Source organism: Amycolatopsis sp. NBC_01307, assembly GCF_035975215.1.
Classification (GTDB): Bacteria; Actinomycetota; Actinomycetes; order Mycobacteriales; family Pseudonocardiaceae; genus Amycolatopsis.
The window spans coordinates 9,918,200-9,944,328 of the sequence record NZ_CP108403.1; the positions used below are offsets into that span (position 1 = coordinate 9,918,200).

Below are 26,129 nucleotides of genomic sequence, written 5' to 3' on the forward strand. Positions count from 1 at the left end.
GAACACGACGGTCCTGGTGTCGAGCCTGGACCCGATCCCCAAGCCGGCGGCACGTCCTCAGGCCCCGCCACCGGGAGCACCACCGCCGCCTGGGCAGGCCCCGGCCGCGATGAACATCGGCCCGGCACCGGTGTGGCGCACGATGCCGCACGGCCAGCCGGGACAGCCGGTGTCCTCGGGTCAGCCGGCGCCCTCAGGGCAGCCTGGTCCTGCGGTTTCTTCGGGGCAGTCGGCACCTGCGGTTCCTTCAGCTGCCCAGGCCCCCTCGGCGCCCTCGGCTCCGGAGTACCAGCCGGGGCGTCCGGCGGGCGTCGAGACGCCCGCTGAGCCACGGCCGGGAGCGGCGAGCCGTCCGCCGGGGTTCGCCGAGCCGCGACCGGAAGGGCCGGGTCGTCCGGCCGAGACCGAACCGCCCGCGGGGTCCGGGGCGTCGATCACGGGCCACATGGAGGACGCGTCGCCGAGCCGCCACCGCCCGGAACCCCCACCGAGCTGGGAGCACCGCGCCCCGGAGCAGGAGTGGTCGGTAGCCGCGGAGGCGGACCTCCCGAGCCCGGTGGCCCCCCACCAGACGGCTCGCCACGCAGCCCCGGAGACATCCGAGCCCGCCGGCCCATTACCGCCGTACGTGGGCGAGTCACGGCATGCACCCCCAGCCGAGCAGCCCGAGGCGCCCGCGCGGCCTGAAGGCGCCCAGCCGGACCTGCCCACGGTGAAGTCACCGGCGGCCCCCATCCAGTCGGATCTCCGCCCACCGGAAGCGGCTCAGCCGAACCTGTCCGCGGAGGATCGCCACCCGGAGCCTCCCGCCGAATCGGCCCCGAGCGAGCCGGCACCAGCAGCCCGGCCCGGTGCTGAGCCGGCCAGCTCAGCACCGTCCGACGAGTTCGACCCGCAGCCGTCGGCTGCCCCAGCGACGAGCGAGACCGCGCGACCCGAGGCCGATCCGCACTCAGAGCCACCGGTCGAACCGGCGCCTCTCACCAGGGAGCCGGAGCCCGAAGCGCCGGTCACCGAGTTCCAGGCCGAACCAACGCCGGAGCCTGAAGCTCCCACGGGGGAGTTCCAGGCAGCGGCGGCATCGCAACCCGAAGCTGCCGCCACGGAGTTCCGGGCGGAACCGGCGCCGGAGCGCGAGGCCCCTGCTGCGGAGTTCGAGGCGGGACCGGCACCGCAGTCTGACGTACCTGTTGCGGAGGTCGAGACGGAGCGTGAAGCTCTCCCTGCGGAGTTCCGGACCGAATCGGCGCCGCAGTCTGACGTTCCTGTCGTGGAGTTCCAGGCGGAACCTGCGCCGGAATCTGAGGCGCCCCCTGCGGAGTTCCAGACAGAGGCGGCAACGCAACCCGAAGCTTCCGCTGCGGAGTTCGAGGCGGCACCAGCGCAGCAACCTGAACCTGCTGCGGAGTTCCGGACGGAACCTGCGTCGCAGCCTGAAGCGGCCGCTGAAGAGGCGCGGGCAGAACAGGCCCCCGCGCCCGAGGCGACGGCCCATCCGGTGGCGTCCGAGCCCGTGGTGCCAGCGGGGCCGTCCGCTCAGCAGGGTGGCGAGTCTCGGTCGCTGCCTGCCGAGCAGGTGACCGAACCCGACCAGCCCGCCGAGCCACCGACGGTCACGCAGGCCTACTCGTATTCCGGTGCGCCCGTCGCGGAGCCTGGCCAGTCCGTGCCGGAACCTGGCCGGCCCGTCGAGTCGACGACGGTCGGGGAGGGCGCGTCGGTCTCGCGGTCTGAGGCACCCGTTGTGGAGTCCGGCGAGCCTGCCGGGCCGGCGACGGTCCCTGATGCCGATCCGTCGTCGTACTCGGATGCGGCCGTTGCGGAGACTCTTCTGCAGCGACCAGAGCCGTCTGACTCGCAGCTGCCGCAATCCGAAGAGCCACAGGCTGCTCCGGGGGTCGATTTGCCGACCTCGCTCGCTGGCGAGTCCGCTCGGCGGCTTCCCGCGGAGGCTGCGGTGCCGCCTGCCTCGCCCGATCAGCCCGCGACATCGCAGCCCGTCGCGCCGGCTGGTTGGCGACCTGGTCAGCCCGCTGTTCCGCAGGCTTGGCAGTCCGGCACACCCACCGGCCCGGGTGCGTCACAGCCTGGCGGCCTCGTGGTGCCGCACCCGGTGCCTCAGGCCGGTTCGCAGTCTGGGGGACCTCCGTCGCAGCACGGCCAGTCTGCCGCACCGCCGGCCGCGGCATCCTTGCCGCAGCCGGTTCAGCCTGCGGCGGCGCAGGGTGGTCAGCCTGTCGCGCCGCCTCCTGGTCCGCAGCCCGGCTCAGCCACGCCACCGCAGTCCGGCCAGCCTCAGCAGCAGTCAAGTCCGGCCGCTCAGCAGCAGTCGGGTTCGGCTGCGCTTCCGATCGCTCAGCCGCAGTTAAGTCCGGCTGCGTCCCCAACCGCTCAACCACAGCCCGACCAGGCCGCGTCGCATCCCGGCCAGCCTCAGCAGCAGTCCATCCAGGCCGCGCCGCCGCTCGGTCAGCCGCAGTGGACGCAGGCTGCGCCGCAGCCCGCTCAACCGCAGCCTCAGCCAAACCAGGCTGCCTCCCGAGCAGGCCAACCCCAGCCGCCACCCGGCCCGGCTCAGCCGCTAGCGAGCCAGTCTCAGCTGCCAGTCGGCCAACCCCAGCCGCCTACAGGCCAACCCCAGGCGCCGACAGGCCAGCCCCAGCCGCCCCAGTCGTGGGGTCCGGGGCCGGTCAACGGCCCCGCTCGCAGCCAACCCGCCAAGCCCGTCTTCCCCGGTCCGGAATCGACCCCCCAGTCCTTCCCCACTCGCCACGCCGCCCCGGTGCGGCCCGTCTTCCCGGGGCCGAACTCCACACCGCCGCCGAGTCAGCAGGCTCCGCCCGTCTTTCCCGGGCGGGAACCCCAGCCCCTTCCTCAGCCGAGCGCGCAAGACGCCGACACTCCTCCCCGCGGGACCGCCATGCCCTCCCGTGGCTGGTTCGACGAGATCGGTGAGCAGCCCGCCGATCCCGAGGAACCTCAGGAGTTCGGGCCCACCGGGCTGCCGACCGAGATCCCCTACCGGTACAAGCGCTGACAGACTCGCCCCGGGATGCCAGGCTTGGGGGCATGGCGAAAGACGCGAACCCGGACCCTGGCTGGTACTACAACACCCGCACCAACCAGGTCGAGCACCTCGAACGCTCCCGTGGCGTCGACCTGCTCGGCCCGTACCCCGATGAGGCCACCGCCCGCCGCGCGCTCGACATCGCGCGGGAGCGGACCCGGCAGGCCGACGCCGAAGACGCCGACTAGACCGTCACCTGCGGGCCCAGCACGAACTCCGGGTCCACTTGGGAGACGAGGCCGGCGCCCGCCCACGCCTTGGCGTTGCGCAGGTGGAATTCGACGGCTTGACGCTGGTAGCGCGCCCAGTCGCGCTGCTCGGCGTCGACCGCCGCCTGCATCGCGCACAGCGTCGACAGGTTGCGCGGCTCCAGCTCGCCGATCGGGCGGGTCGCGCCGCGCTCGGCCGCGCGCACGTGGCCCGACGCCGACATCCACCCCAACAGTGCCCCGCCGACCTGCTCCTGCAGGAACTCGACGTCCTCGTCGTCGGTCACCTTGTTCCCGACCACCACGAGCCGCACGCCGAAGTCGCGTGCGTGGTCGGCGTACTGCCGGTAGACGCCCACGCTGCGCACCGTCGGCTCGCACACCAGGAACGTCACGTCGAACCGCGTGAACAGCCCCGACGCGAAGGCGTCGGCGCCCGCGGTCATGTCCATCACGACGTACTCGCCGTCGACGTCGACCAGGTGGTTCAGTAGCAGCTCCGCCGCGCCGACCTTCGAGTGGTAGCACTTGACGCCGAGGTCGTCCTCGTCGAACTGCCCGGTGACGCCGAGGCGCACGCCGCCCAGCTGCCGGAAGCACGTGTCGAACACCGGGTTGTCCTCGAACGGCCTGACCAGCCGCGACCCGCGCCCCGGCGGCGTCGTCTTGATCATCGACGCGGCGTCCGGGATGCGCGGGTTGTCGCCGCGCAGGTAGTCCTTGATCAGGGTCATGTTGTCGCCGAGCGTCGGCCAGGCGAGTGCTTCCTCCTCGGTCGCGCCGAGCGCCACCGCGAGGTGCTGGTTGATGTCGGCGTCGATGGCCAGCACCGGCTTGCCGGCGGCGGCGAGGTACGCGACGAACAACGACGACAGCGTGGTCTTGCCGCTCCCGCCCTTGCCGACGAACGCGATCTTCACGGTCGAGACCCTTCCTGGGAATGAAGACGGTTTTCATTACTAACGCGATCAACGTACACCCGACCGGCCCGCGCCCGATCGGGCGATCATCGGCCTTTCGCGGGTTAGGGTTGGGGGGTGCCTCCCCTCGTGATCAGGACACACTCGGCGGGCGGGGACTTCGGCCCCCTTCGTGCCGAGTTTTCGCTGCCGGAGTCCTTCGGGCCCGAGGTGCTGGCCGAGGCCGAAGCCGCGGTCCTGGATCCCCTGGCCGCGGCCGGGCCCCGGGAGGACGCCACGGACCTGCCGTTCGTCACCATCGACCCGCCCGGCTCCAAAGACCTCGACCAGGCGATGGTCGTCGAACGCACCGCGCACGGCTTCCGCGTGCACTACGCGATCGCCGACCTGGCCGCGTTCGTGCCGCCCGGCGGCGCGCTGGACCGGGAGTCGCGCCGGCGCGGGCAGACGCTCTACCTGCCCGACGGCAACGTCCCGCTGCACCCGCCGGTGCTGTCCGAGGGCGCGGCGAGCCTGCTGCCCGGCGAGATCCGGCCCGCGGTGCTCTGGACCATCGAGACCGACGAAGCGGGCGAGCCGACGGCGACCCGGGTGCGCCGCGCGCTGGTCCGGTCCACCGAGCAGTTCGACTACGAGACCGTCCAGGCCGCCCTCGACGCCAGAAATCCGCACCCGTCGGTGGCCGCGTTGCCCGAGCTGGGACGTCGGCGGCGGGAGCTGGCCGTCCGGCGCGGCGCCGTCGAGCTGCAGCTGCCCGAGCAGGAGATCAGCGGCGACCCGGACGGCGGCTGGGTGCTCGCCCGCCGTCCACGCACCGTCGTCGACGCCTGGAACGCCGAGATCTCGCTGCTCACCGGGATGGCCGCGGCGCGGATCATGATCGACGCGAAGATCGGCGTCCTGCGCACGCTGCCCGACCCGGAACCCGAGGCCGTCGACTGGCTGCGCCGCTCCGCCGAGGCGGTCGGCATCGCCTGGCCGGCGGCCGACACCGTCTCGGAGTTCCTGTCCCGGCTGGATCCCCGGCAGCCCGCGTCGATGGCGATCTACGCGGACACGACGCGGTTGCTGCGCGGCGCCGGCTACACGGCCTTCGACGGCGAGCTGCCCGCGCTGACGACGCACGCGGGCATCGGCGGCGCGTACGCGCACGTGACGGCGCCGATCCGGCGGCTGGTCGACCGGTTCGCGACGGAGATCTGCCTCGCGGTTTCGGCCGATCGCGAGGTGCCGGAGTGGGTCCACGCGGCGCTCACGGACGTCCCGGACCGCATGACGGCGTCGGACACCCTCGCCGCGAAGGTCGAGCGGGCGTGCATCGACCAGGTCGAGGCGTGGGTGCTGGCCGAGCACGTCGGCGGCGAGTTCAGCGCCGTCGTGCTGCGCGCGGACGAGAACAAGGCCGAGATCCTCGTCGAGGACCCGACGGTGATGGCCAAGTGCGCGGGGGAGAAGCTGACCGCGGGCGCGCGCATCGGCGTGCGGCTGACCGCGGTGGACGTCGAGAAGCGGAAGGTGTCGTTCGAACGCGCATGACTTTGACCGACGACTTGGGCGAACCGGTTTCGCTGGCAGGACCGGCTTCGAGGGTCGTGTCGCTGGTGCCGTCGTTGACCGAGGCCGTCGAGGTCAGCGCGCCCGGACGGCTCGCCGGGGCGACCGACTACTGCACCCATCCGTCCACTTTGGACGTCCCGCGGGTCGGCGGGTCGAAGTACCCGAAGCTGGACCGGGTGCTGGACCTGGCGCCCGACCTCGTGCTGGCCAACTCGGAGGAGAACCGCCCGGAGGACGTCGAAAGGTTGCGCGCCAACGGGATCCCGGTGTGGGTGATGGAGGCGTCGGCCTCGGTCCCGGCCGCGCTGGGTTCGTTGCGGCGGATCCTGACCCAGGCGTACGACCTGCCGGAGCCGGCCTGGCTGGTCGCGGCCGAGGAGATCTGGCGCGAGGTGCGGCCGGTCCGGTTCCACGCGGTGGTCCCGGTGTGGCGCAAGCCGTGGATAGTCCTGGGCCGCGAGACGTTCGCGGGCGACGTCCTGCGCCGGGTCGGCGTGGCGAACGTCTACGCGGCGTCCGAGGACCGCTACCCGAGGCCGGACATCGAGGAGCTGCGCGCGCACTTCACGGCGGACGCGGACCTGCTGGTGCTGCCGGACGAGCCGTACTTGTTCACCGAGGACGACGGCCCGGACCACTTCCCGGACGAGCGGTACGTCCTGGTCTCGGGGCGGCACCTCACGTGGTACGGCCCTTCGCTGGTCGACGCGCATGCGGCGTTGACGGCCGCACTGTCGGAGCTGTGAAGGGCCGGCTCGGTGGTCTGCCGCGGCTTGTCGTGAGTGGTAAGTAGGGTTCTAACCCGACTAAACACTCACGACCCGGAGGAGCTGCCGGTTTTCAGCTCGCGGAGCCAGGTCTCGAGCGCGTCGAAGTGCTCGGTGGTGAGGCCCGTGCGCGGGTTGACGGCGATCAGCTCGGTCGGCAGCTCCCCGCGGCGGTCGAGGAACTCCCGACGGGCCTGGGGGAACGTGTCGAAGTCGTCATCCAGCCAGGCCAGTGGGCGGCCAGCGCCGAAGCGAGCCACCGCGGGGAACTTCCACTCCGTCGGCTCGCCCGGGAACTCCACCACTCGCAGGCGCGGCAAGCCGATCGCCGGGCCCATCAGGGTGTTCGCCTGGTGCTCCCACGTGGTCGCCCACGCCAGCTCCGCGTCCGCGGCACCGGCGAGGGCGAGCAGCTTGGGGCCGTGGCCCGGGTCGAGCCACATCCGCAGCTTGCGGCGGCCCCAGCGGGACACCTTCAGCTGGTGCTCGACGTAGCCGGCGGGCTTCGCGTGGCGCGGGGCCGCCCACGGGCTCAGCGGGCCGTCCACGTCGAGCAGGATCAGGGGGCGCACATCCCTTACAGCGTCAGGCCGGTCAGGACCGTTACTCGCTCCTCCGTGAAGTCCGCCATCGCTGATGCCGGGCCTTCGCGGCCGACGCCTGAGTCCTTCACTCCGCCGTACGGCATCTGGTCGGCTCGGAAGCTGGGCACGTCGCCCACCAGGACGCCGCCGACCTGGAGTGAAGAAGACACCGAGAACGCCGTCGGGAGGTCGCGTGTGAACACGCCCGCCTGCAGGCCGAAGCGTGACGCGTTGATCCGCGTCACTCCCTCCTCCACCGAGGCGACGCGCACCAGCGAGACCACCGGGCCGAAGACCTCGTCCGCCATCACCGACGCGTCCTCCGGGACGTCCGCGAGCACCGTCGGCTCGAAGGTTGCGCCCGAACGCCCGCCGCCGGTCAGCAAGCGACCGCCCGCGGAGACCGCAGAGGACACCCACGAGGACACCCGTGCGGCCGCGTCGTCGTTGATCATCGGGCCGACGTCGACACCCTCCGCGCGCGGGTCGCCCGTCCGCAACGCCTGCACCTGCGAAAGGACCTTTTCGACCAGAGCGTCGTAGACCGAAGTGTGCGCGTACACCCGCTGCACCGAGATGCACGACTGCCCGGCCTGGTACATGGCGAACGTCGCGATGCGCTGGGCCGCGAAGTCGAGGTCTGTCCAATCGGGACAGACGAGGACCGCGCCGTTGCCGCCCAGTTCCAGCGCGACGTGCTTGCGCGGGACGCTGTCGCGGATGCTCCAGCCGACCGGGACCGAGCCGGTGAACGACACCACCGGCAGCCGCGGGTCCCGGACCAGCCGCGACGACGTCTCGTTGTCCACCGGCAGGATCGACCACGAGCCCGCCGGAAGATCCGTCTCGGCCAGGATTTCGCCCAACAGCAACGCCGTCAGCGGCGTCGCGGGCGCGGGCTTGAGCACGATCGGCGCGCCGACCGCGATCGCCGGGGCCACCTTGTGCGCCACCAGGTTCAGCGGGAAGTTGAACGGCGTGATGCCCAGCACCGGCCCGCGCGGCACCCGCCGGACCAGCGCGAGACGGCCGGTGCCGCCCGGGTCGGTGTCGAGGCGCTGCAGCTCGCCGGAGAAGCGGCGGGCCTCCTCGGCGGCCCAGCGGAACGTGGACACCGCGCGGCCGACCTCGCCGCGCGCCCACTTCAGCGGCTTGCCGGACTCCGTCGTGATCAGCTGGGCGATCTCCTCGGACCGCTCGCCCAGCGCCCGGGACACGTGGTCCAGCGCGCCGGCGCGGACGTGCGCGGGCAGCGTCGCGAACTCGTCGCGGACGTCGTGCGCGGCCTGGACCGCGGCCTCGACGTCCGAAGTGGACGGTACGAAGTGCGAGCCCGCCTCGGAACCGTCGTAGGAGTGCCGGACAAGAGCGGTAGCGCCGCCGGTCACCGGCTTTCCGGCGACCCAGAAGGGGAAAGTCACGAGCGAGCCTCCGTGCGGACAGCGTGCTCGAGGACCGTGAGGCCCTCGTCGAGCAGGTCGGTGGACAGGGACAGCGGCGGCAGCAGGCGGACGACGTTGCCGTAGGTACCGCAGGTCAGCACGACGACGCCGGCCCGGTGACAGGCCGCCGCGACGCGCTTGGTGAGGTCGGCGTCGGGCTCGGTCGTGCCGGGCCGCACGAACTCCGCGGCCAGCATCGCGCCGCGGCCGCGGACGTCGCCGATCACACCGGTTTCGTCAGCCAGCGCGCGCAGCCGCGGCAGGACGATCCCTTCGATGCGCTTCGCCGACGCGGCCAGGTTCCCGGCCCTCATCGTCTCGATCGAGCCGAGCGCGGCGGCGCAGGCGATCGGGTTGCCGCCGTACGTGCCGCCGAGGCCGCCCGGCGGGACGGCGTCGAGCAGTTCGGCGCGGCCGGTGACGGCGGCGAGCGGCAGGCCGCCCGCGATGCCCTTGGCCGTCGCGACCAGGTCCGGGACGACGTCCTCGTCGTTCGACGCGAACCAGGAACCGGTGCGGCAGAAGCCGGTCTGCACTTCGTCGGCGACGAACACGACGCCGTTTTCTTTGCACCAGGCCGAAAGTGCGGGCAGGAAGCCGCGTGCCGGCTCGATGAAGCCGCCTTCGCCCTGGATCGGCTCGAGCACGACGGCGGCCACCTGGTCGCCGCCGATCTGCTTCTCGATCCGGTCGATGGCGAGCGCGGCGGCGTCGGTGCCGGACAGGCCGTCGCGGAAGGGGTACGACCCCGGCACGCGGTAGACCTCGGGGGCGAACGGGCCGAAGCCGTGCTTGTAGGGCACCGACTTCGCGGTCATGCCCATGGTCAGGTTGGTGCGGCCGTGGTAGGCGTGGTCGAACACGACGACGGCCTGGCGCCCGGTCGCGACCCGCGCGATCTTCACGGCGTTCTCGACGGCTTCCGCGCCGGAGTTGAACAGCACCGACTTCTTCGCGTGGTCACCCGGCGTCAGCTCGGCCAGCGCTTCGCACACCTCGACGTAACCCTCGTACGGCGTGACCATGAAACAGGTGTGGGTGAACAGCCCGGCCTGCTCGCGGACGCGGTCGACGACGGCCGGCACGGAGTGCCCGACGCTGGTCACCGCGATGCCGGAGCCGAGGTCGATCAGGACGTTGCCGTCGGCGTCGGTCAGCAGGCCGCCGCCGGCCGAGGTGACGTAGACGGGCAGCACCGAGCTGACCCCGGCGGCGACGGCATTGGCACGCCGCTGCTGCAGCTCGCGCGAGACGGGACCGGGGATCTCGGTGCGCAGCCGGCGCTGCCGGGGTGCCGGGGCCTGCGGCTCGGCGGTGGTGCTTGCGGTCACGGCGTGCTCCTCCGGACGGGGGTGGACGTCCTCAGGATGAGCTGCGACGCGGCTGCCGTCAGCTGGCCGTTCTGGCTATTTCAGGGCGTAGAATTGGCCGTTATGGCACTGACGCTGCGAGGACTGGCCGCCGACCGCCCGCTCGGCCTGCGCGTGCTGACCGGCGACGCTCTCCTGGACCGCCCGATCGGCTGGGTGCACCCGACGGAGCTGACCGACCCGCAGGCCTTCCTGGAGGGCGGCGAGCTGCTGCTGACGACCGGCCTGGCCCTGGACGAGCAGACATCGGCGTCGTATGTGCGCCGCTTGGTGGACGCCGGGGTCGCGGGGCTCGGCTTCGGCGTCGGCCTGAGCCACGACGAGGTGCCGCACGCGCTGGTCGCCACCGCCGCCGAGGTGGGGCTGCCGGTGCTGGAAGTGCCGCGCGAGACGCCGTTCATCGCGATCACCCGCGCGGTCTCGCGAGCGGTGGCGGCCGACGAGTACGCCACGACGGTCCGCATCGGCAAGGCTCAGCAGGAACTGACCCGCACAGCGGTCGGCAAGGGCGGCCCGGCGGGGGTGCTGCGCAAACTGGCCAAGCTGATCGACGGCTGGGTCCTGCTCTTCGATCGCACCACCGTCACCGAAGCAGCTCCGGCGAGTGCGCGGGCGTACGGCGCTTCGCTGCGCGACGAGCTGGAGCGCCTTCGCACGGGCACGCGCGTGGTGTCGGCAGGGGAGGACGAGGTGGTGCTGCAGACACTCGACACCAGCGCGCGCCGGGTGCTGGCGGTCGGTACCGCGGTGCCGCTCGACACAGCGGGACGGCACATCGTGAACACCGCGGTGTCGTTGCTTTCCCTTGCGCTGGAACAGGATCGCGCGCAGGCCGCGGCGCGGCAGGCGCTGCGGTCGGGGCTGCTGGAGCTGCTCGTCGGCGGGCAGGACGAGCTGGCGCTGCGGGTGCTGACCACGACGGGGGCCGAGTCGCCGGAGGCGCCGTGGTCGGTGCTGGTGTTCGCCGGGGCGGCCGCCTCACGGCGGAAACTGCTGGAAGCGCTGGAGGGTGAGGCGTTGTTCGCGGCACGCTGGGACGCGCTGGTGGTCGTCTTCGGCTCGGGCACGGTGGTCGACGTGGTGGCCGAGGCGGCGCTGCGGATCGGCGGCCTCAACGGCGGCGTCGCCGGGCCGGTGGCCGCGGCGGACTTCGCGGCCGGCCTGGAACAGGCGGAACTGGCGGCCCGGGCGGCGGAAGCCGAGGACAAGATCTTGTTGTCGGCAGCGGAGCACACCGGCCGCGGCCTGCTGTCCCTCATCGATCCGGTGGTGGCGCAAGCGTTTGCCCACGGCCTGCTGGCCCCGCTGCGTGAGCACGACGAAACCGGCCGCGGCGACCTCGTCGGCTCACTGCGTTGCTGGCTGGAGCACCACGGCCACTGGGACATCGCGGCCGCGCGCCTCGGCGTCCACCGCCACACGCTGCGCAACCGCATCCGGAAGGCGGAGGAACTGCTCGGCCGCGACCTCGACTCACCAGGCGTGCGCGCGGAACTCTGGGTGGCGCTGCAGGCTGTCGTGAGTGGTAATTAGGGTTCTAACCCGAATTACCACTCACGAGCACGATCGGCGAGTCCCCGCACCGGCGCAGCCCCGGCCCGGGCTCCGCGCCCGACGACCACCACGCCGGGACGTCCACCTCGCGCACCAGCGATCCCGTCGCCTGGCGGACGCTGTTGGACACGATCACCCGCCCCTGCGCGTTCAGCAGCGCCGCGCCGCGGCCGAGTGACCGCAGCCGTGGGCGGACCGCGCGCTCGAACTCGCGCACGTACACGTCCGCGCCCACCACGCCTGCGAAGGCGCCGGCCGACACCACCGGGATCGTGAACGTCAGCGTGTACTCGTCGGTGCACAGGTAGTCGACGTACGGGCCGTTGATGTGCCGGCGCCCGGAGTCGCGCGGGACCGTGAACCATGACTGGCGCGTGTAGTCCAGGAAGTTCTCGCTGCCCGGGTCGAGGCTGATGAACAACTGGGACGGCGGCTCGCCGGCAGAGCCGGTCCACCACTCGAAGCCGAACTCCGAGTCCGCGAGCACCCGCGGCGCGCTGACGAACCCCGCGCCGACGACCAGCCCGCCGAGGGCCTCGGTGACGGCTGGGCGGATCCGGTGCAACGCCGAGGCGGCCGGAGCGTCGGCCAGCACCGACTCGGCGGCCGCCAGGAGCGGCTTCAGCCGGTCGAAAACCCCTTCCACCAAAGCGGAAACGTGCTCGACGACCTCGTCGCCGGCCAGCGTGCGGGTGTCGGTCACGGTGCTCACCTCGATGCGCGGAGTATGCCGAGTTTAGGGGGTGAGCAGGTCGAGGTGCACGTCCGCGAGCCGGTCGAGGGCGCCGAGGAGGTGCTCCTCGGTGAGCTTGCGGGCCAGGTCGCCGTCGGCCGACGCGATCGCCGCGGTGATCGCCGCGTGCTCCTCGTGCGGATGAGCCCCGAGCGGCAGCCACAGCAGGCCGCCCAGCTCCCGTTGCAGCTGGACCTCTTCGTGCGTCAGCCGCGGCGACTGCGCGGCCGCCGCGATTTCCAGGTGGAACTGGCGCTCCGCCCGCGTGAAGTCGATGCCGCGCGCCGTGCGGAGGTCGTCGGTGGCCAGGCGCAGCCGCTCGACGTCTTCGGGGGAGCTGCGCTCGGCGGCGAGCTTCGCGGCGGCCCCGGCGATCGCGAGGTAGTGGTCGCCGACGTCGCGCAGGTCGGACAGCGACACCTCCTGCAGCCGCTCGCGCCAGACGTCCGCCGGCGGGTTGGCCGGCGTGCGGACGAAGCTGCCGCCGCTGCGCCCCCGCCGCGTCTCGACCAGGCCCTGCTGCCGCAGCGCCACGAGCGCCTCCCGGACCGTCACGGTCGAGACGCCGAACTGCGCGGCCAGGTCGGCCTCGCTGGGCAGCTGCTCCTCGTCGGCGAGCAGGCCGAGGGTGATGGCGTCGACGAGCCGCGCCGCCACCGCCTCCGCCCGCCCGACCTGCCCGAGCGGGGCGAACATGGCGGAGCGCGCGCTGTGCGACATCCCCTGGCGCATCGTGCCCCTTCGGCCGTCGGAGTACCCGTTCGCACCAATCTTGCCTGATCCGCTTGTCCTATTACATATGGACTTATATGTTTTAGCTCCCGCGAACCCGAGGGAGACACTCGTGCAGGAGCTGAAGCACTACGTCGGCGGCGCGTACGTCGAGTCCAAGTCGGGCCGGACGGCGGAGATCACCGACCCGGTCACCGGGCGCCCCTACTGCACCGCGCCGATCGCCGGGCCCGACGACGTCGACCACGCGCTGCGGGTCGCCGCGACCGCGTTCGAGACCTGGCGCGCGACGACGCCCGCCCAGCGCCAGCTCGCCCTGCTGAAGATCGCCGACGCGCTCGAAGCCCGCGCCGACGAGGTCGTACGCGTCGAATCCGCGAACACCGGCAAGCCGGTCGCACTGACCCTGGCCGAAGAGATCCCGATGGTCCTGGACCAGGTCCGCTTCTTCGCCGGGGCCGCGCGCGTGCTGGAAGGCCGTTCGGCCGGCGAATACCTGGAAGGCCACACGTCCTTCGTCCGCCGTGAGCCGATCGGCGTCTGCGCCCAGGTCACGCCGTGGAACTACCCGCTGCTGATGGCCATCTGGAAGATCGCGCCCGCGCTGGCCGCGGGCAACACGATCGTGCTCAAGCCGTCCGACACGACCCCGGCGTCGACGCTGCTGCTCGCCGAGATCGCCGGGGAGTTCCTGCCGCCGGGCGTGTTCAACGTCGTGTGCGGCGATCGCGACACCGGCCGCGCCCTGGTCGAGCACGAGATCCCGGCCATGGTGTCGATCACCGGCTCGGTCCGGGCGGGCATCGAGGTGGCCAAGTCCGCCGCGAACGACGTCAAACGCGTGCACCTGGAGCTGGGCGGCAAGGCACCGGTCATCGTCTTCGGCGACGCCGACCTCGAAGCCGCCGCCGAGGCCATCGCCGTCGCGGGCTACTTCAACGCGGGCCAGGACTGCACCGCTGCGACCCGGGTGCTGGTCGCCGACGAGGTGCACGACGAGTTCGTCGGCGCGCTGGCCCGGCGGGCCGAGGGCACGAAGACCGGCAAGCCGGACGACGAAGACGTCGCGTACGGCCCGCTCAACAACGCGGCCCAGTTGGACAAGGTGGCCGGGTTCATCGACCGGCTGCCGAAGCACGCGACCGTCCACTGTGGAGGAAAAAGGGTCGGCGACGAGGGCTACTTCTACGAGGCCACCGTCGTCTCCGGCGTGAAGCAGGACGACGAGATCAGCCAGAACGAGATCTTCGGGCCGGTCATCACCGTCCAGCGGTTCTCCGACGAGGCCGAAGCCCTGGCCGACGCGAACGCCGTCCAGTACGGCCTCGCGTCCTCGGTCTGGACCCGCGACCACCAGCGCGCGATGCGTTTCGCGGCGAAGCTCGACTTCGGCTGCGTCTGGATCAACACGCACATCCCGCTGGTCGCCGAAATGCCGCACGGCGGTTTCAAGAAGTCCGGCTACGGCAAGGACCTCTCGCTGTACGGCCTCGAGGACTACACCCGGATCAAGCACGTCATGAGCGCTCTGTGAGGCTGGCGATGCCGAACCAAGCATCTTCCGAGACCCGGGCCGAACCCGCGTCGACCAGCGACGACGACCAGCCCGCCGTCCGGCTTTCCGGGCTGCGCAAGCACTTCGGTGACGTCCACGCCGTCGACGGCGTCGACCTCGACATCCCGCCCGGCGAGTTCTTCTCGATGCTCGGCCCGTCCGGCTCCGGCAAGACGACGGTGCTGCGCATGATCGCCGGGTTCGAGCTGCCCACCGAGGGCACGATCGAGCTGGCCGGCCGGGACGTGAGTCATTTCCCGCCGTTCGAGCGCGACGTCAACACGGTGTTCCAGGACTACGCGCTGTTCCCGCACATGACCGTGCAGCAGAACGTCGAGTACGGCCTGCGCGTGAAGCGCGTCCCGAAGCCGCAACGTCGTGAGCGCGCGCTCGAGGCCCTCAAGACCGTGCGGCTGGAGGACTACGGCTCGCGCAAGCCGTCGCAGCTCTCCGGCGGGCAGCGTCAGCGCGTCGCGCTCGCCCGCGCGCTGGTGAACCGGCCGAAGGTGCTGCTGCTCGACGAGCCGCTCGGCGCCCTCGACCTCAAGCTGCGGCAGGCGATGCAGCTGGAGCTCAAGCAGATCCAGCGCGACGTCGGCATCACGTTCGTCTTCGTCACCCACGACCAGGACGAGGCGCTCACCATGAGCGACCGGATCGCGGTCTTCAACGACGGCAAGATCGAGCAGGTCGGGCCGCCCGAGGAGGTCTACGAACGGCCCGCGAGCGCGTTCGTCGCGGGCTTCGTCGGGACGTCGAACCTGCTGGGCGGCCGCGGCGCCGAGTCGGTGATCGGCCGGCCGGGCCTGTACAGCATCCGGCCGGAGAAGATCCGCATCGACGACGAGCTGTCCGAGCCCGCCGCCGCGGGGGAGACCAGCGCGACCGGCACGGTCACCGACGTCGTCTACGCGGGCGCGACCGTGCGGTACGCCGTCGCGCTCGACGCCGGCGGCCGGCTTTCGGTCGTCCGGCAGAACACCGACGGCGCGTTGGTGGCCGGCCGCGTCCGGCTGAGCTGGCGCCACGAACACAGCTTCCGAGTGGAGGGTTCGCCATGAAGAACAGGAAGACGCGGCTTGCCGGAATCGTCGGCGCCAGCCTGCTGTTGGCTGCATGTGGCACGTCGGGCACGAGTGCGTCCGCGCCGCCCGGCGCGCAAGGGTTCACCCCGCCGAAGCTGGAGGCGCTGAAGGCGCTCGGGCAGCCGGAGGGCCAGCTCAACGTGCTGGCCTGGCCCGGCTACGCGGAGAACGGCTCGAACGACCCGAAGATCAACTGGGTCACGCCGTTCGAGCAGCAGACCGGGTGCAAGGTGAACGTCAAGCCGTTCGGGACGTCCGACGAGGCCGTCACGCTGATGAAGACGGGCCAGTACGACGTCGTCTCGGCGTCCGGGGACGCGTCGCTGCGGCTGGTGGCCTCGGGTGACGTCGAGCCGGTGAACACCGCGCTGGTGCCGAACTACGCCGACGTCCAGCCGTTCCTCAAGGACAAGTCGTGGAACAGCGTCGCCGGTGTCGCCTACGGCATCCCGCACGGCTGGGGCGCGAACCTGCTGACCTGGCGCACCGACAAGGTGACGCCGGCGCCGAGCTCGTGGTCGGTGATGTTCGACGCGAACTCGCCGTACAAGGGCAAGGTGATCGCGTACGACTCGCCGATCTACATCGCCGACGCCGCGCTGTACCTGATGGCGCACCAGCCGGACCTGGGCATCAAGAACCCGTACGCGCTGGACGACAAGCAGTTCGCCGCCGCCGTCGACCTGCTCAAGCAGCAGCGGCCGCTGGTGAGCGAGTACTGGTCGGACTACCTCAAGGAGTCGCAGGCGCTGAAGAACGGCGACGCCGTCGTCGGCACGGCCTGGCAGGTCACGGTCAACCTGACCAAGGGCGAAGGCGCGCCGCTGGAGTCGGCCGTGCCGAGCGAAGGCGCGACGGGCTGGTCGGACACCTGGATGGTCGCGGCGAAGTCGGCGCACAAGACGTGCGCGTACAAGTGGCTCGACTACATCGTCAGCCCGAAGGTGAACGCCCAGGTCGCCGAGTACTTCGGCGAGGCGCCGGCGAACACCAAGGCGTGCGCGGAGATGACGGACAAGACGCTCTGCGACACCTACCACGCGAGCGACTCGGCGTATGCGTCGAAGATCGCGTACTGGACCACGCCGATCCCGCAGTGCCTCGACGGCCGCACGGACGTCAAGTGCAAGGACTACGGCGAGTGGACCAAGGCGTGGACCGAGATCAAGGGCTGACATGACCGCGCTCTCGGCCTTCTTCTACCGGAAACCGAAGCTGCGCCTGGGTTTCCTGCTCTCGGCCCCGCTGCTCTGGCTCGGCCTGGCCTACCTGGGCGCGCTGGCCGCGTTGTTCGTCACGGCGTTCTGGCACACCGACGCGTTCACCGGCCAGGTGGTCATCGAGTGGTCGCTGGACAACTTCACGACGTTGTTCAGCGACGCGGTGTACCGCACGATCACCTTCCGCACGGTCGGGATCGCGGCGCTGGTCACGGTGATCGACGCCGTCATCGCGTTCCCGATGGCGTTCGCGATGGCCAAACTGGCGTCGCCGCGGGCGCGGCGGATCCTGGTGATCGCGGTGATGACGCCACTGTGGGCGAGCTACCTGGTGAAGGCGTACGCGTGGCGGTCGATGCTGTCGGGCAACGGCGCGCTGAGCTGGCTTTCGCCCGGTTACGGCGTCACGGCGACGATCATCACGCTGTCGTACCTATGGCTGCCGTACATGATCCTGCCGATCTACGCGGGCCTCGAACGGCTGCCGGATTCCCTTGTGGACGCTTCGGGTGACCTCGGCGCGCGCTCGTTCCGGACGTTCCGCTCGGTGATCCTGCCGCTGACGTTCCCGGCGATCGTGGCGGGCTCGATCTTCACGTTCTCGCTGTCGCTGGGCGACTACATCGCGGTGAAGATCGTCGGCGGCACGTCGCAGATGCTCGGCAACGTCGTCTACGACAACATCGGCGCGGCGAACAACCTGCCGTTCGCGGCGACGGTCGCGACGGTGCCCGTGGTGATCATGCTCGTGTACCTGGCCGCGGTGCGCCGCACCGGCGCGCTGGACAACCTCTAGGAGCTGCGTCGTGCGGACGTCTCGGGTGTTGTTGTGGACGGCGCTGGGCCTGGGCCTGGCGGTGATCTACTTCCCGCTGCTGGTGGTGCTGCTGAACTCGTTCAACGCGGACACGACGTTCGGCTGGCCGCCGTCGAGCTTCACCCTCGAATGGTGGAGCCGTGCCGCTTCGAACGAAGGTGCGCTGAACGCGCTGTGGACGAGCGTCGAGGCGGGCCTGGCGGCGACGGCGATCGCGCTGGTGCTCGGCACGATGGCGGCGTTCGCGTTGCAGCGCTACCGGTTCTTCGGCCGGAACCCGGTGTCGCTGCTCATTATTTTGCCGATCGCGTTGCCGGGCATCGTCACGGGCATCGCGCTGAACAACGCGTTCCGGACGATCCTGGGCATCAACCTGGGCCTGCTGACGGCGGTCATCGCGCACGCGACGTTCTGCATCGTGGTGGTGTTCAACAACGTCGTCGCCCGGTTGCGGCGGATGGGCGGCAGCCTGGAGGAAGCGTCGATGGACCTGGGCGCGACGGGCTTCACGACGTTCCGGCTGGTGACGTTCCCGATGCTGCGATCGGCGTTGCTGGCGGGCGGCCTGCTGGCGTTCGCGCTGTCGTTCGACGAGATCATCGTGACGACGTTCACCCTGGGCACGGGCATGGAGACGCTGCCGATCTGGATCTACAACAACCTGTTCCGCCCGAACCAGGCGCCGATCGTGAACGTGGTGGCGGCGGTCCTGATCGTGGCCTCGACAGTCCCGGTGTACCTGGCCCAGAGGCTGTCGGGCGACACCGCTTCCGGCGGCCGGCTCTAGTACCCGGGTCTGCCGCGGCTGGTCGTGAGTGCGTAACAGTGTTAGAACACTGTTACGCACTCACGACCCCCGGGGGCGGAATGCGTCCGTCGCGGCTCGCAGAGCCGCCAGGACGCCCGGGTCGGTCACCGCGTGGCCGGCTCCCTCGATCAGCTTCAGCTCCGATCCCGGCCACGCCCGGTGCAGCTCGTACGCCGTGGTCGGTGGGCAGACGGCGTCGTAGCGGCCCTGGACGATCACGCCCGGGATGCCGGCCAGCTTGCCCGCGTCGCGGATCAACTGTCCGTCCGACAGCCAAGCCCCGTGGCTGAAGTAGTGCACCGCGAGCCGGGCGAAGGTCAGGGCGAACGCCGGTTCGGAGTACTGCTGCACGAACGATTCCTGCGGGTACAGGGAAACCGTCGCGCCTTCCCACTTGCTCCACGCGATCGCCGCGGCGTCGCGGACCCGGGCGTCGGCGAGCAGGTCGCCGTACGCGGCCAAAGGATCGCCGCGGCGGTCTTCGGGGATGGGTGCCAGGAAGGCCTCCCACTCCCGCGGGAACAGGTTGGCCGCGCCGCCGCGGTAGATCCAGTCCAGCTCGCTCTGCCGGACGGTGAACACGCCGCGCAGGATGATCTCGCTGACCCGCGACGGGTGCGTCTCCGCGTACGCGAGCGCGAGGGTCGCACCCCACGAACCGCCGAAGAGCTGCCACTGCTCGATACCGAGCCGTTCGCGCAGGAGTTCCATGTCGGCGACCAAGTGCCACAGGGTGTTGGCCGTGAGGTCGGCCGCACCCGGTGTGGACTGCCCGGCGCCGCGCTGATCGAACAGGATGATCCGGTAGGCGTCGGGGTCGAAGTGCCGGCGTGCCATCGGCGCGATCCCGCTGCCCGGCCCGCCGTGGAGGACGACGACCGGCTTCCCGCCGGGGTTGCCGGCTTCCTGGCACCGGATGCGGTGCCCGTCGCCGGTGTCGAGGAACCCTTCGGCGCGCGCGGCGATCGGCGGGTAGAGCTCGTCCATGCCCGACACTCTGCCGGAACCGGTGCCGCGGGGGAGAAGGTGGTGCTCGGTCGCCGCCTCGAGGTGCCCCGCCGCCGGGACTCGGGACGGCGACCGAGAAAAGTGGGGGCCCGCCCCCGCCGCCGGGCTGAGCGGGCCCCCAGTCCGTGACGCGTCAGCGCAGGGCCGGCGCGAATCTCGGAGGGCGGCGCACGAGGGCCGTCGGTGCGGCCGTGAAGGTCAGTTCCCGCTCACGCATTCCCGTCCTCCTCGTCGAGGGTTCGAACTTTTGTCGTGGCGGCGACGGGCTAGACGCTAAGCCACAAGTCGAACACCAGTCAAGGACATGATTGATGTTCATGGATGTGAACACGCGCTGAGCGCACGCTGAGCGTTGAGGTCCCCCTTGCCCGCCGTTAACGAATGCGCCGGTACGTTCCGGTATCGGGGTCGAGGAAACGCTGTACGGAAAGGCACGGAATGTCCGCGGTGACCTATGTCGAGGCGATTGTCGTCGGCGCCTTGCAAGGGGTGTCGGAATTGTTTCCGGTGTCCAGTCTCGGCCACAGCATCCTGTTGCCCGCCTGGCTCGGCGGCCAGTGGCAGCAGGACCTGAGCATCGGCAAGGATTCGCCGTACCTCGCGGTGCTCGTGGCGATGCACGTGGCGACCGCGCTCGCGCTGGTCCTGTTCTTCCGGAAGGACTGGGTCCGGATCATCGCCGGCCTCTGGACGTCGGTCCGCGACCGCGAGGTCCGCACGCCGGATCAGCGGCTCGCGTGGCTGCTCGTGCTCGCCACCATTCCGGTCGGGCTGGCCGGGCTGCTCTTCGAGGGCCTCCTGCGCGACTACCTCGGCAAGCCCGTGCCGGCCGCGATCTTCCTCACGCTCAACGGCGGAGTCCTCTACGCCGCCGAGAAGTTCTCACGACGGCGTCCCGCGGAGAATGACGACACAGTGGACTTCTCGGCCGAGGAAACGTTGGTCATGCGCGCGGTTTCCGTCGAGGAGGCGACCGACGTCCGGCTGGCGAAACTGGGCGTCGGCGAGGCCGTCATGATCGGGGCCGCGCAGATCTTCGCGCTGCTACCGGGCATCAGCCGCTCCGGCGTCACGATGGTCGCCGGGCTGCGCCGAGGATTGGGTCACGAAGACGCCGCGCGGTTCGCGTTCCTCCTTGCCACGCCGGTGATCCTGGCCGCCGGTGTGCTCAAGATGCCGACGCTGTTCGCCCCGGAGAACCACGCTTCGCTCGGCCCGGCGCTCGTCGGCAGCGTGGTGGCGGGAGTCGCTTCCTACATTTCCGTCCGTTTCCTCACGGGCTACTTCGAAACGCGCACGCTGACGCCGTTCGCGATTTACTGCGTGATCGCCGGAATCGCCAGCCTGATCTTCTTCGCGGTCTGACATGCCCTTGACCTTCGATGTCCCCGCGGTGCTCCTGGTGCTCGCCCTGGGCGGGCTCTATCTCCGTGCGACCCGCCACCGTCGATGGCCACCAGGCCGTACGACGGCGTTCCTCACCGGGCTCGCGACCATCCTCGTCGTCACCTGCTCGCCGTTGGCCTTCTACGACCGGACGTTCTTCTGGGTGCGCGCGGTCCAGACCGTCACGCTGCTGATGATCACACCGCTGCTGCTGGCCCTGGGCGCACCGATCCGGCTGCTGCTCGACGTCACCCCGGCCCGCCGGCTGCGACGGCACGGCCGCGGCCCGGTGGCCCGCGCACTGACCTTCCCCCCGGTGATCACGCTCGCCCTCGTCGCCCCGGTCCTGGCGCTCTACCTGACCCCGCTCTACGACCTCACGCTCCGGGAACCGGTGGTCGACGGACTGGCCCGGGCGATGCTCGTCCTGTCCGGTTTCCTCTACTTCTGGACCCGCCTCGGGCTCGACCCGACGCCGCGCACGGATCCGCACCTGGTGTCGGTGTGGATCGCCTTCACCGAGGTCGTCTTCGACGGCGCGCTCGGCCTGGTGCTGTGGCTCGGCCCGCTGCTCGCGCCGGCGCACTACGCGGCGGCGCACCCGGGCCGGGGCCCGGACCCGCGCACCGACCAGATCATCGGCGCGGGTGTGCTGTGGATCGGTGGCGACGTCGCCGGCCTGCCGTTCGTCATCGCGTTGTTCGTCCGCTGGGCCCGCGACGACGAGCGGCGCGCGAAGCAGATCGACGTCCAGCTGGACGAAGAAGCCGCCGCGGGCGCCGCGTCGACGTCGGGGCTCTGGTGGGAGAACGACCCGGCACTGGCCGAGCGGTTCAAGGGCCGGGGTTAGTCGTGGAAAGCGTGTTCCGGTGCCGGGAACTCACCGCGGCGGACGTCCTCGGCGAACGCCGTCGCCGCGCCCTGCAGCACCGTCGCGACGTCGGCGTAGCGCTTGACGAACCGCGGCGCCTTGCCGCGCCGGAGCCCGGCCATGTCCTGCCAGACGAGCACCTGCGCGTCGCAGTCCGGCCCGGCGCCGATGCCGACGGTCGGGATCGCCAGCTCCGCGGTGACGCGCTTCGCGGCTTCGGCGGGCACCATCTCCATCACCACCGCGAACGCCCCGGCCTCCTGCAGCGCCAGCGCGTCGGCGAGCAGCACGTCCGCCGCTTCACCGCGCCCCTGCACCCGGTAGCCGCCGAGGTTGTGTTCACTCTGCGGGGTGAACCCGATGTGACCCATCACCGGCACGCCCGCCGCGGTCAGCGCCTCGACGTGCGCGGCGAACCGGCGGCCGCCCTCCAGCTTGACGGCGTGCGCGCGGCCCTCCTTCATGAACCGCACGGACGTCTCCAGCGCCTGCTGCGGCGAAAGCTGGTAGGAGCCGAACGGCAGGTCGGCGACCACGAGGGCGCGCTTGACCGACCGCGTCACCGCCCGCACCAGCGGCAGCAGCTCGTCGACCGTCACCGGCAGCGAGGTGTCGTAGCCGAAGACGTTGTTGGCCGCGGAGTCGCCGACGAGCAGTACGGGGATCCCGGCCTCGTCGAACAGCGCGGCGGTGTACATGTCGTACGCGGTGAGCATGGGCCACGGCTCGCCGCGTTCCTTGAGCTCCCGCAGGTGGTGCACGCGGACCTTCCGGCCCGGACTGGGCGCCGCGGGCGCGGCGGATCCGGTGCCGTAGGGCGCGGCTACTTCGTCGGAGGGGGTCTTCTCGGTGGCTGACATCGTCGTCGACCGTCCTTCCCTCGGGGCCTGGGTGAGGTCCCCGGGTCGTGGAGCAGAGGCGTCTCAAAGCGTGACACGCACCCGCACCGACCTCGACCCCGTGCGACCAGCTTCACACCGTCGTGCGGCGGGACGAGCCGGCGTCAGCCTTCAGGTTGATGTCGGGGGACAACCAACCTGTGTTCACTGACGTCAAGAAGAGGTCATGAAGAGCATGGCGACCGAACGGCCGCGAAAGGCGACAACGGCGACGATGGGTACCACCGCGCACGCGCGCACGCGCATCCCCGCCTGGCAGGCGAAGAGCGGCGGCATCGTCGCCACCGTGGTGCAGCTCGCCGCGGTCTTTTCGGTGCTCCTGCTGCTCACCGGCGGCCCGCGCGGGCGCCTGATGAACGGCATCGACATGGGCTTCTCCGCCCTCAGCGTGCCGACCAGTGCGAGCCTGGTCATGGTGCTGCTGCTGGTGGTGCTGGGCGGAGCGCTGCGCCGCCGCAAGAAGGCGGCGCTCTACACGCTCGTGCTGTTCCAGGTCGGCGGGCTGCTGCTCACCCTGGCCCTGCAGGCGACCCTGCTGTGGTCACCCGATCTGCTGACGCTCGGGCCGAAGCAGGTCCGGCACATCCCGGCGCAGCTGTGGGCCCTGACCGCGGCCGACCTGCTCTCGATCGGGCTGATCGTGTTCCTGCTCACGCTGCGCCCGGCCTTCCCGGCCCGGCTCGCGCCGAGCGCCTGGCGTGACGGCCTGACCATGTTGTTCGGCGGCTTCGCCGTGGTCATCCTGGTCGGCTGGGGCCTCAGCGAGGCCTTCCCGGGCCACCTCGGCGACACGTGGGAGCGCTTCGCGTGGGTTGTCAACCACGCCACCGGTGAGAACCTGCAGCTGCGGCGGATCGGCGTCGGCGAGGGGCCGGCCTGGCTGGACGTCTTCCTCGACCTGAGCGCGACCGTCGTCGCCACGGCCGCGCTGTACATGCTCTTCCGCGGGGTGCGCAGCCGCCGCCTGCGGACCGACCAGGAGGAGCTGCGCCTGCGGGAGCTGCTCGCCGAGCACGGCGAGGACGACTCCCTCGGCTACTTCGCCACCCGCCGCGACAAGAGCGTCGTCTTCGCGCCGAACGGCCGCGCCGCGGTGACCTACCGCGTGCTCGGTGGCACCAGCGTCGCCAGCGCGGACCCGATCGGCGACGCCGAGGCCTGGCCGGACGCGGTGCGCGCGTGGCTCGACGAGACGCGCACCTACGGCTGGACGCCCGGCGTGCTCGGGGCCAGCGAACGCGGCGCGAAGGCCTACACCGACGCCGGCCTGCGGGCGCTGGAGATCGGCGACGAGGCCGTGCTCGACGTCCGCGAGTTCAGCCTCGCCGGGCCGGAACGGCGTTCGGTGCGCCAGGCCGTCAAGCGCATCGAGCGCGCCGGCTACACCTCGCGGGTCCGCCGCCACGGCGAGATCCCCGACGACGAAATGGCCGAGCTGCTGGCCCGGGCGCAGGCCTGGCGCGGCGCCGAGACCGAGCGTGGGTTCTCGATGGCGCTGGGCCGGCTCGGCGACCCGAGCGACGGCCGCAGCGTGATGGTCGAGGCCTACGACGCCCGCGGCGAGCTGCGCGGGCTGCTGTCGTTCGTCCCGTGGGGCCGGCGGGGGCTCTCGCTGGACCTCATGCGCCGCGACCGCGACGCCGAAAACGGCCTCAACGAGTACATGATCGCCGTGGTCGTCGCGGCCGGGCCGGTACTGGGCGCGCAGCGGATCTCGCTCAACTTCGCCATGTTCCGCGCGGTCTTCTCGGAGGGGGAGCGGATCGGCGCGGGCCCGGTGCTGCGCGCCTGGCGCGGGATCCTGAGCGTCGCCTCGCGGTTCTTCCAGCTGGAGTCGCTGTACCGCTCCAACGCCAAGTACGGGCCGGACTGGGAACCGCGGTTCCTCTGCTACTCCTCGGCCCGGCGGCTCCCGCGGGTCGGCATCGTCGCGGGCGCGCTCGAAGGGTTCGTCCCGACCGGCCGGTCGCGGTCGCTGCGGCTGGAGACGGTCACCGACGGCTTCGTCGCCCGCGTCCGGGAGATCGAGGAGTCGGCCGCCGTGCCGGCGACCAAGGCCGTGCGGCGGCCCGAGCAGGTGCGCGTGCGCGTCGCGAAGCTCGACAAGCTGCGCGAGGCCGGGATCGACCCGTACCCGGTCGGGTTCCGTCGCGACGACCACATCGGCGACGTCGTCAAGAAGTTCGGCGACCTGCAGCCGGACACCGCGACCGGGCACCGGGTCCGGATCGCCGGGCGCGTGCTGGCGATGCGCATCCTCGGCGGCCTGTGCTTCGCGCGCGTCAAGGACTTCAGCGGCGAGATCCAGCTGATGCTGGACGCGGCGGAGCTGGACCTCACGGGCTGGCGGACCGGCGTCGACCTCGGCGACCACGTCGGCGTCAGCGGCCAGGTCGTCACGTCCAAGCGCGGCGAGCTCTCGGTGCTCGTCGACGAGTGGACGGTCACCGCGAAGTGCCTGCACCCGCTGCCGGACAAGCGGAAGGGCCTCACCGACCCGGAGACGCGGGTGCGGCAGCGCTACCTCGACCTCGCGGTCAACCCGGACTCGACGAACATGCTGCGGCTGCGGTCCACAGTGGTCCGCGCGGTGCGCGAACGGCTGCACCACGCCGACTACCTCGAAGTCGAGACGCCGATGCTGCAGACGGTCCACGGCGGCGCCAACGCCCGGCCGTTCGTCACCCACATCAACGCCTACGACATGCGGATGTACCTGCGGATCGCGCCCGAGCTGTACCTCAAGCGGCTGTGCGTGGCCGGCGTCGAGCGCGTCTTCGAGCTCAACCGCAACTTCCGCAACGAGGGTGTCGACGCCACCCACAACCCCGAGTTCACGATGCTCGAGGCGTACCAGGCGTACGCGGACTACGACACCATGCGGAAGCTGACGCGCGAGCTCGTCCAGCACGCGGCTGAGGCGGCGTACGGCGCCCAGGTCGTGCGCCGGCCCGACGCCGGCGGCAAGGTCGTCGAGTACGACATCTCCGGTGACTGGCCGGTGGTCCCGGTGCACGAAGCCGTCTCGACGGCGCTGGGGGAGCACGTCGGCTCGGGGACGTCCGTGGCGGACCTGCGCCGGTTCTGCCTCGCCGCCGGGGTGCCGGTCGGGGAGGACCCGAGCCACGGCGACCTCGTGCTGAAGGCGCACGAGCACCTCGTCGAGGGTGCGACCGTGCTGCCGACGTTCTACACGGACTACCCGACCGACGTCTCGCCGCTGACCCGCCAGCACCGGACCGACCCGCTGCTGGCCGAGCGCTGGGACCTGATCGCGTTCGGTTCGGAGGTCGGCACGGCCTACACCGAGCTGACGGACCCGATCGAGCAGCGGCGCCGGCTGGAGGCGCAATCCTTGCGCGCGGCCAGTGGTGACGTCGAAGCGATGGAACTAGACGAGGACTTTTTGCTGGCGCTGGAGCACGGAATGCCGCCGACCGGTGGCCTCGGCCTGGGCGTAGACCGCCTGCTCATGATGTTGACGGGAGCGTCGATCCGCCAGACGGTCCTGTTCCCGTTCGTCCGTCCGCAGGCATAACGACTGG

General features: G+C 71.3%; 20 protein-coding genes. 12 read left to right on the top strand and 8 right to left on the bottom strand.

The window, feature by feature from the left end; genetic code table 11:
- Window positions 1-3,069 precede the first annotated feature (3,069 nt).
- Window positions 3,070-3,255 (top strand): hypothetical protein, encoded by a 186-nt coding sequence (locus OG439_RS44740; RefSeq protein WP_247061188.1) that lies wholly within the window; start codon window positions 3,070-3,072, stop codon window positions 3,253-3,255.
- Here the strand turns inward: OG439_RS44740 and OG439_RS44745 are convergent.
- Window positions 3,252-4,196: an ATP-binding protein gene (locus OG439_RS44745; protein WP_326946405.1), complete on the bottom strand. Its 945-nt coding sequence runs from the start codon at window positions 4,194-4,196 to the stop codon at window positions 3,252-3,254. The two genes, OG439_RS44740 and OG439_RS44745, sit on opposite strands and share 4 nt — an antisense overlap.
- Before the next feature lie 129 nt (window positions 4,197-4,325).
- On the opposite strand from OG439_RS44745, the gene OG439_RS44750 reads away from it, so the two are divergent.
- Window positions 4,326-5,732 carry an RNB domain-containing ribonuclease gene (locus tag OG439_RS44750; RefSeq protein WP_326951778.1) on the top strand — a complete coding sequence of 469 codons (1,407 nt, stop codon included), beginning with the start codon at window positions 4,326-4,328 and terminating at the stop codon, window positions 5,730-5,732.
- The gene (locus tag OG439_RS44755) at window positions 5,729-6,499 is read left to right on the top strand and encodes a helical backbone metal receptor (protein ID WP_326946406.1); all 771 of its coding nucleotides are present in this window, start codon (window positions 5,729-5,731) and stop codon (window positions 6,497-6,499) included. The genes OG439_RS44750 and OG439_RS44755 overlap by 4 nt, the downstream gene beginning before the upstream one ends.
- Before the next feature lie 68 nt (window positions 6,500-6,567).
- Here the strand turns inward: OG439_RS44755 and OG439_RS44760 are convergent, their stop codons facing one another.
- From OG439_RS44760 to gabT, 3 genes are read right to left on the bottom strand one after another with little or no spacing between them, the layout of a single operon-like run.
- Window positions 6,568-7,092, bottom strand: coding sequence for an HAD domain-containing protein (locus tag OG439_RS44760; protein ID WP_326946407.1), 525 nt, complete (start codon window positions 7,090-7,092; stop codon window positions 6,568-6,570).
- A 5-nt stretch (window positions 7,093-7,097) separates the two neighbouring features.
- Window positions 7,098-8,525 (bottom strand): aldehyde dehydrogenase family protein, encoded by a 1,428-nt coding sequence (locus OG439_RS44765; protein ID WP_326946408.1) that lies wholly within the window; start codon window positions 8,523-8,525, stop codon window positions 7,098-7,100.
- Window positions 8,522-9,877, bottom strand: coding sequence for a 4-aminobutyrate--2-oxoglutarate transaminase (gabT, locus tag OG439_RS44770; protein WP_326946409.1), 1,356 nt, complete (start codon window positions 9,875-9,877; stop codon window positions 8,522-8,524). Before gabT ends, OG439_RS44765 begins: the two co-directional genes overlap by 4 nt.
- A gap of 102 nt (window positions 9,878-9,979) precedes the next feature.
- On the opposite strand from gabT, the gene OG439_RS44775 reads away from it, so the two are divergent.
- Window positions 9,980-11,449 (top strand): PucR family transcriptional regulator, encoded by a 1,470-nt coding sequence (locus tag OG439_RS44775; protein ID WP_326946410.1) that lies wholly within the window; start codon window positions 9,980-9,982, stop codon window positions 11,447-11,449.
- A gap of 4 nt (window positions 11,450-11,453) precedes the next feature.
- Here OG439_RS44775 and OG439_RS44780 read toward each other — a convergent pair whose 3' ends face one another.
- Complete coding sequence (locus OG439_RS44780; protein ID WP_326946411.1) at window positions 11,454-12,173, bottom strand: cache domain-containing protein; 720 nt, start codon at window positions 12,171-12,173, stop codon at window positions 11,454-11,456.
- A gap of 33 nt (window positions 12,174-12,206) precedes the next feature.
- Window positions 12,207-12,935, bottom strand: coding sequence for a FadR/GntR family transcriptional regulator (locus OG439_RS44785; RefSeq protein ID WP_326946412.1), 729 nt, complete (start codon window positions 12,933-12,935; stop codon window positions 12,207-12,209).
- A gap of 112 nt (window positions 12,936-13,047) precedes the next feature.
- Here OG439_RS44785 and OG439_RS44790 point away from each other — a divergent pair, with 112 nt between their 5' ends.
- The 5 genes from OG439_RS44790 to OG439_RS44810 are packed head-to-tail and all read left to right on the top strand — an operon-like array spanning window position 13,048 to window position 18,399.
- The gene (locus tag OG439_RS44790) at window positions 13,048-14,469 is read left to right on the top strand and encodes a gamma-aminobutyraldehyde dehydrogenase (protein WP_326946413.1); all 1,422 of its coding nucleotides are present in this window, start codon (window positions 13,048-13,050) and stop codon (window positions 14,467-14,469) included.
- Between the two features lie 8 nt (window positions 14,470-14,477).
- Window positions 14,478-15,551: an ABC transporter ATP-binding protein gene (locus tag OG439_RS44795; RefSeq protein WP_326946414.1), complete on the top strand. Its 1,074-nt coding sequence runs from the start codon at window positions 14,478-14,480 to the stop codon at window positions 15,549-15,551.
- Window positions 15,548-16,750, top strand: a complete 1,203-nt coding sequence (locus OG439_RS44800; RefSeq protein ID WP_326946415.1) for an ABC transporter substrate-binding protein — start codon at window positions 15,548-15,550, stop codon at window positions 16,748-16,750. The genes OG439_RS44795 and OG439_RS44800 overlap by 4 nt, the downstream gene beginning before the upstream one ends.
- Before the next feature lies 1 nt (window position 16,751).
- Complete coding sequence (locus OG439_RS44805) at window positions 16,752-17,591, top strand: ABC transporter permease (protein ID WP_326946416.1); 840 nt, start codon at window positions 16,752-16,754, stop codon at window positions 17,589-17,591.
- Window positions 17,592-17,601: 10 nt separating this feature from the next.
- The gene (locus tag OG439_RS44810; RefSeq protein WP_326946417.1) at window positions 17,602-18,399 is read left to right on the top strand and encodes an ABC transporter permease; all 798 of its coding nucleotides are present in this window, start codon (window positions 17,602-17,604) and stop codon (window positions 18,397-18,399) included.
- A gap of 60 nt (window positions 18,400-18,459) precedes the next feature.
- Here OG439_RS44810 and pip read toward each other — a convergent pair whose 3' ends face one another.
- Window positions 18,460-19,407: a prolyl aminopeptidase gene (gene pip / locus OG439_RS44815; protein ID WP_326946418.1), complete on the bottom strand. Its 948-nt coding sequence runs from the start codon at window positions 19,405-19,407 to the stop codon at window positions 18,460-18,462.
- Between the two features lie 459 nt (window positions 19,408-19,866).
- Between pip and OG439_RS44820 the strand changes: the two genes are divergently transcribed.
- Together OG439_RS44820 and OG439_RS44825 are read left to right on the top strand one after the other, a co-directional pair.
- Window positions 19,867-20,793 (top strand): undecaprenyl-diphosphate phosphatase, encoded by a 927-nt coding sequence (locus OG439_RS44820; protein WP_326946419.1) that lies wholly within the window; start codon window positions 19,867-19,869, stop codon window positions 20,791-20,793.
- Between the two features lies 1 nt (window position 20,794).
- On the top strand, window positions 20,795-21,664 hold the full coding sequence (locus tag OG439_RS44825) for a cytochrome c oxidase assembly protein (protein WP_326946420.1): 870 nt from the start codon (window positions 20,795-20,797) through the stop codon (window positions 21,662-21,664).
- Here OG439_RS44825 and panB read toward each other — a convergent pair.
- A complete protein-coding gene (panB, locus tag OG439_RS44830; protein ID WP_247061218.1) occupies window positions 21,661-22,545 on the bottom strand; it encodes a 3-methyl-2-oxobutanoate hydroxymethyltransferase in 885 nt (294 codons plus the stop codon). The genes OG439_RS44825 and panB overlap by 4 nt on opposite strands.
- A 253-nt stretch (window positions 22,546-22,798) precedes the next feature.
- Here panB and lysX point away from each other — a divergent pair, with 253 nt between their 5' ends.
- On the top strand, window positions 22,799-26,122 hold the full coding sequence (gene lysX, locus OG439_RS44835; protein WP_326951779.1) for a bifunctional lysylphosphatidylglycerol synthetase/lysine--tRNA ligase LysX: 3,324 nt from the start codon (window positions 22,799-22,801) through the stop codon (window positions 26,120-26,122).
- Window positions 26,123-26,129: the final 7 nt, after the last annotated feature.

Excerpts from the sequence above, each read along its gene's own strand:
- panB (WP_247061218.1), bottom strand. The coding sequence starts at position 22,545 with ATGTCAGCCACCGAGAAGACCCCCTCCGACGAAGTAGCCGCGCCCTAC.
- OG439_RS44785 (WP_326946412.1), bottom strand. The coding sequence starts at position 12,935 with ATGCGCCAGGGGATGTCGCACAGCGCGCGCTCCGCCATGTTCGCCCCG.
- OG439_RS44800 (WP_326946415.1), top strand. The coding sequence starts at position 15,548 with ATGAAGAACAGGAAGACGCGGCTTGCCGGAATCGTCGGCGCCAGCCTG.
- OG439_RS44820 (WP_326946419.1), top strand. The coding sequence starts at position 19,867 with ATGTCCGCGGTGACCTATGTCGAGGCGATTGTCGTCGGCGCCTTGCAA.
- OG439_RS44755 (WP_326946406.1), top strand. The coding sequence starts at position 5,729 with ATGACTTTGACCGACGACTTGGGCGAACCGGTTTCGCTGGCAGGACCG.
- lysX (WP_326951779.1), top strand. The coding sequence starts at position 22,799 with ATGGGTACCACCGCGCACGCGCGCACGCGCATCCCCGCCTGGCAGGCG.
- OG439_RS44795 (WP_326946414.1), top strand. The coding sequence starts at position 14,478 with ATGCCGAACCAAGCATCTTCCGAGACCCGGGCCGAACCCGCGTCGACC.
- pip (WP_326946418.1), bottom strand. The coding sequence starts at position 19,407 with ATGGACGAGCTCTACCCGCCGATCGCCGCGCGCGCCGAAGGGTTCCTC.
- OG439_RS44740 (WP_247061188.1), top strand. The coding sequence starts at position 3,070 with ATGGCGAAAGACGCGAACCCGGACCCTGGCTGGTACTACAACACCCGC.
- OG439_RS44775 (WP_326946410.1), top strand. The coding sequence starts at position 9,980 with ATGGCACTGACGCTGCGAGGACTGGCCGCCGACCGCCCGCTCGGCCTG.
- OG439_RS44825 (WP_326946420.1), top strand. The coding sequence starts at position 20,795 with ATGCCCTTGACCTTCGATGTCCCCGCGGTGCTCCTGGTGCTCGCCCTG.
- OG439_RS44805 (WP_326946416.1), top strand. The coding sequence starts at position 16,752 with ATGACCGCGCTCTCGGCCTTCTTCTACCGGAAACCGAAGCTGCGCCTG.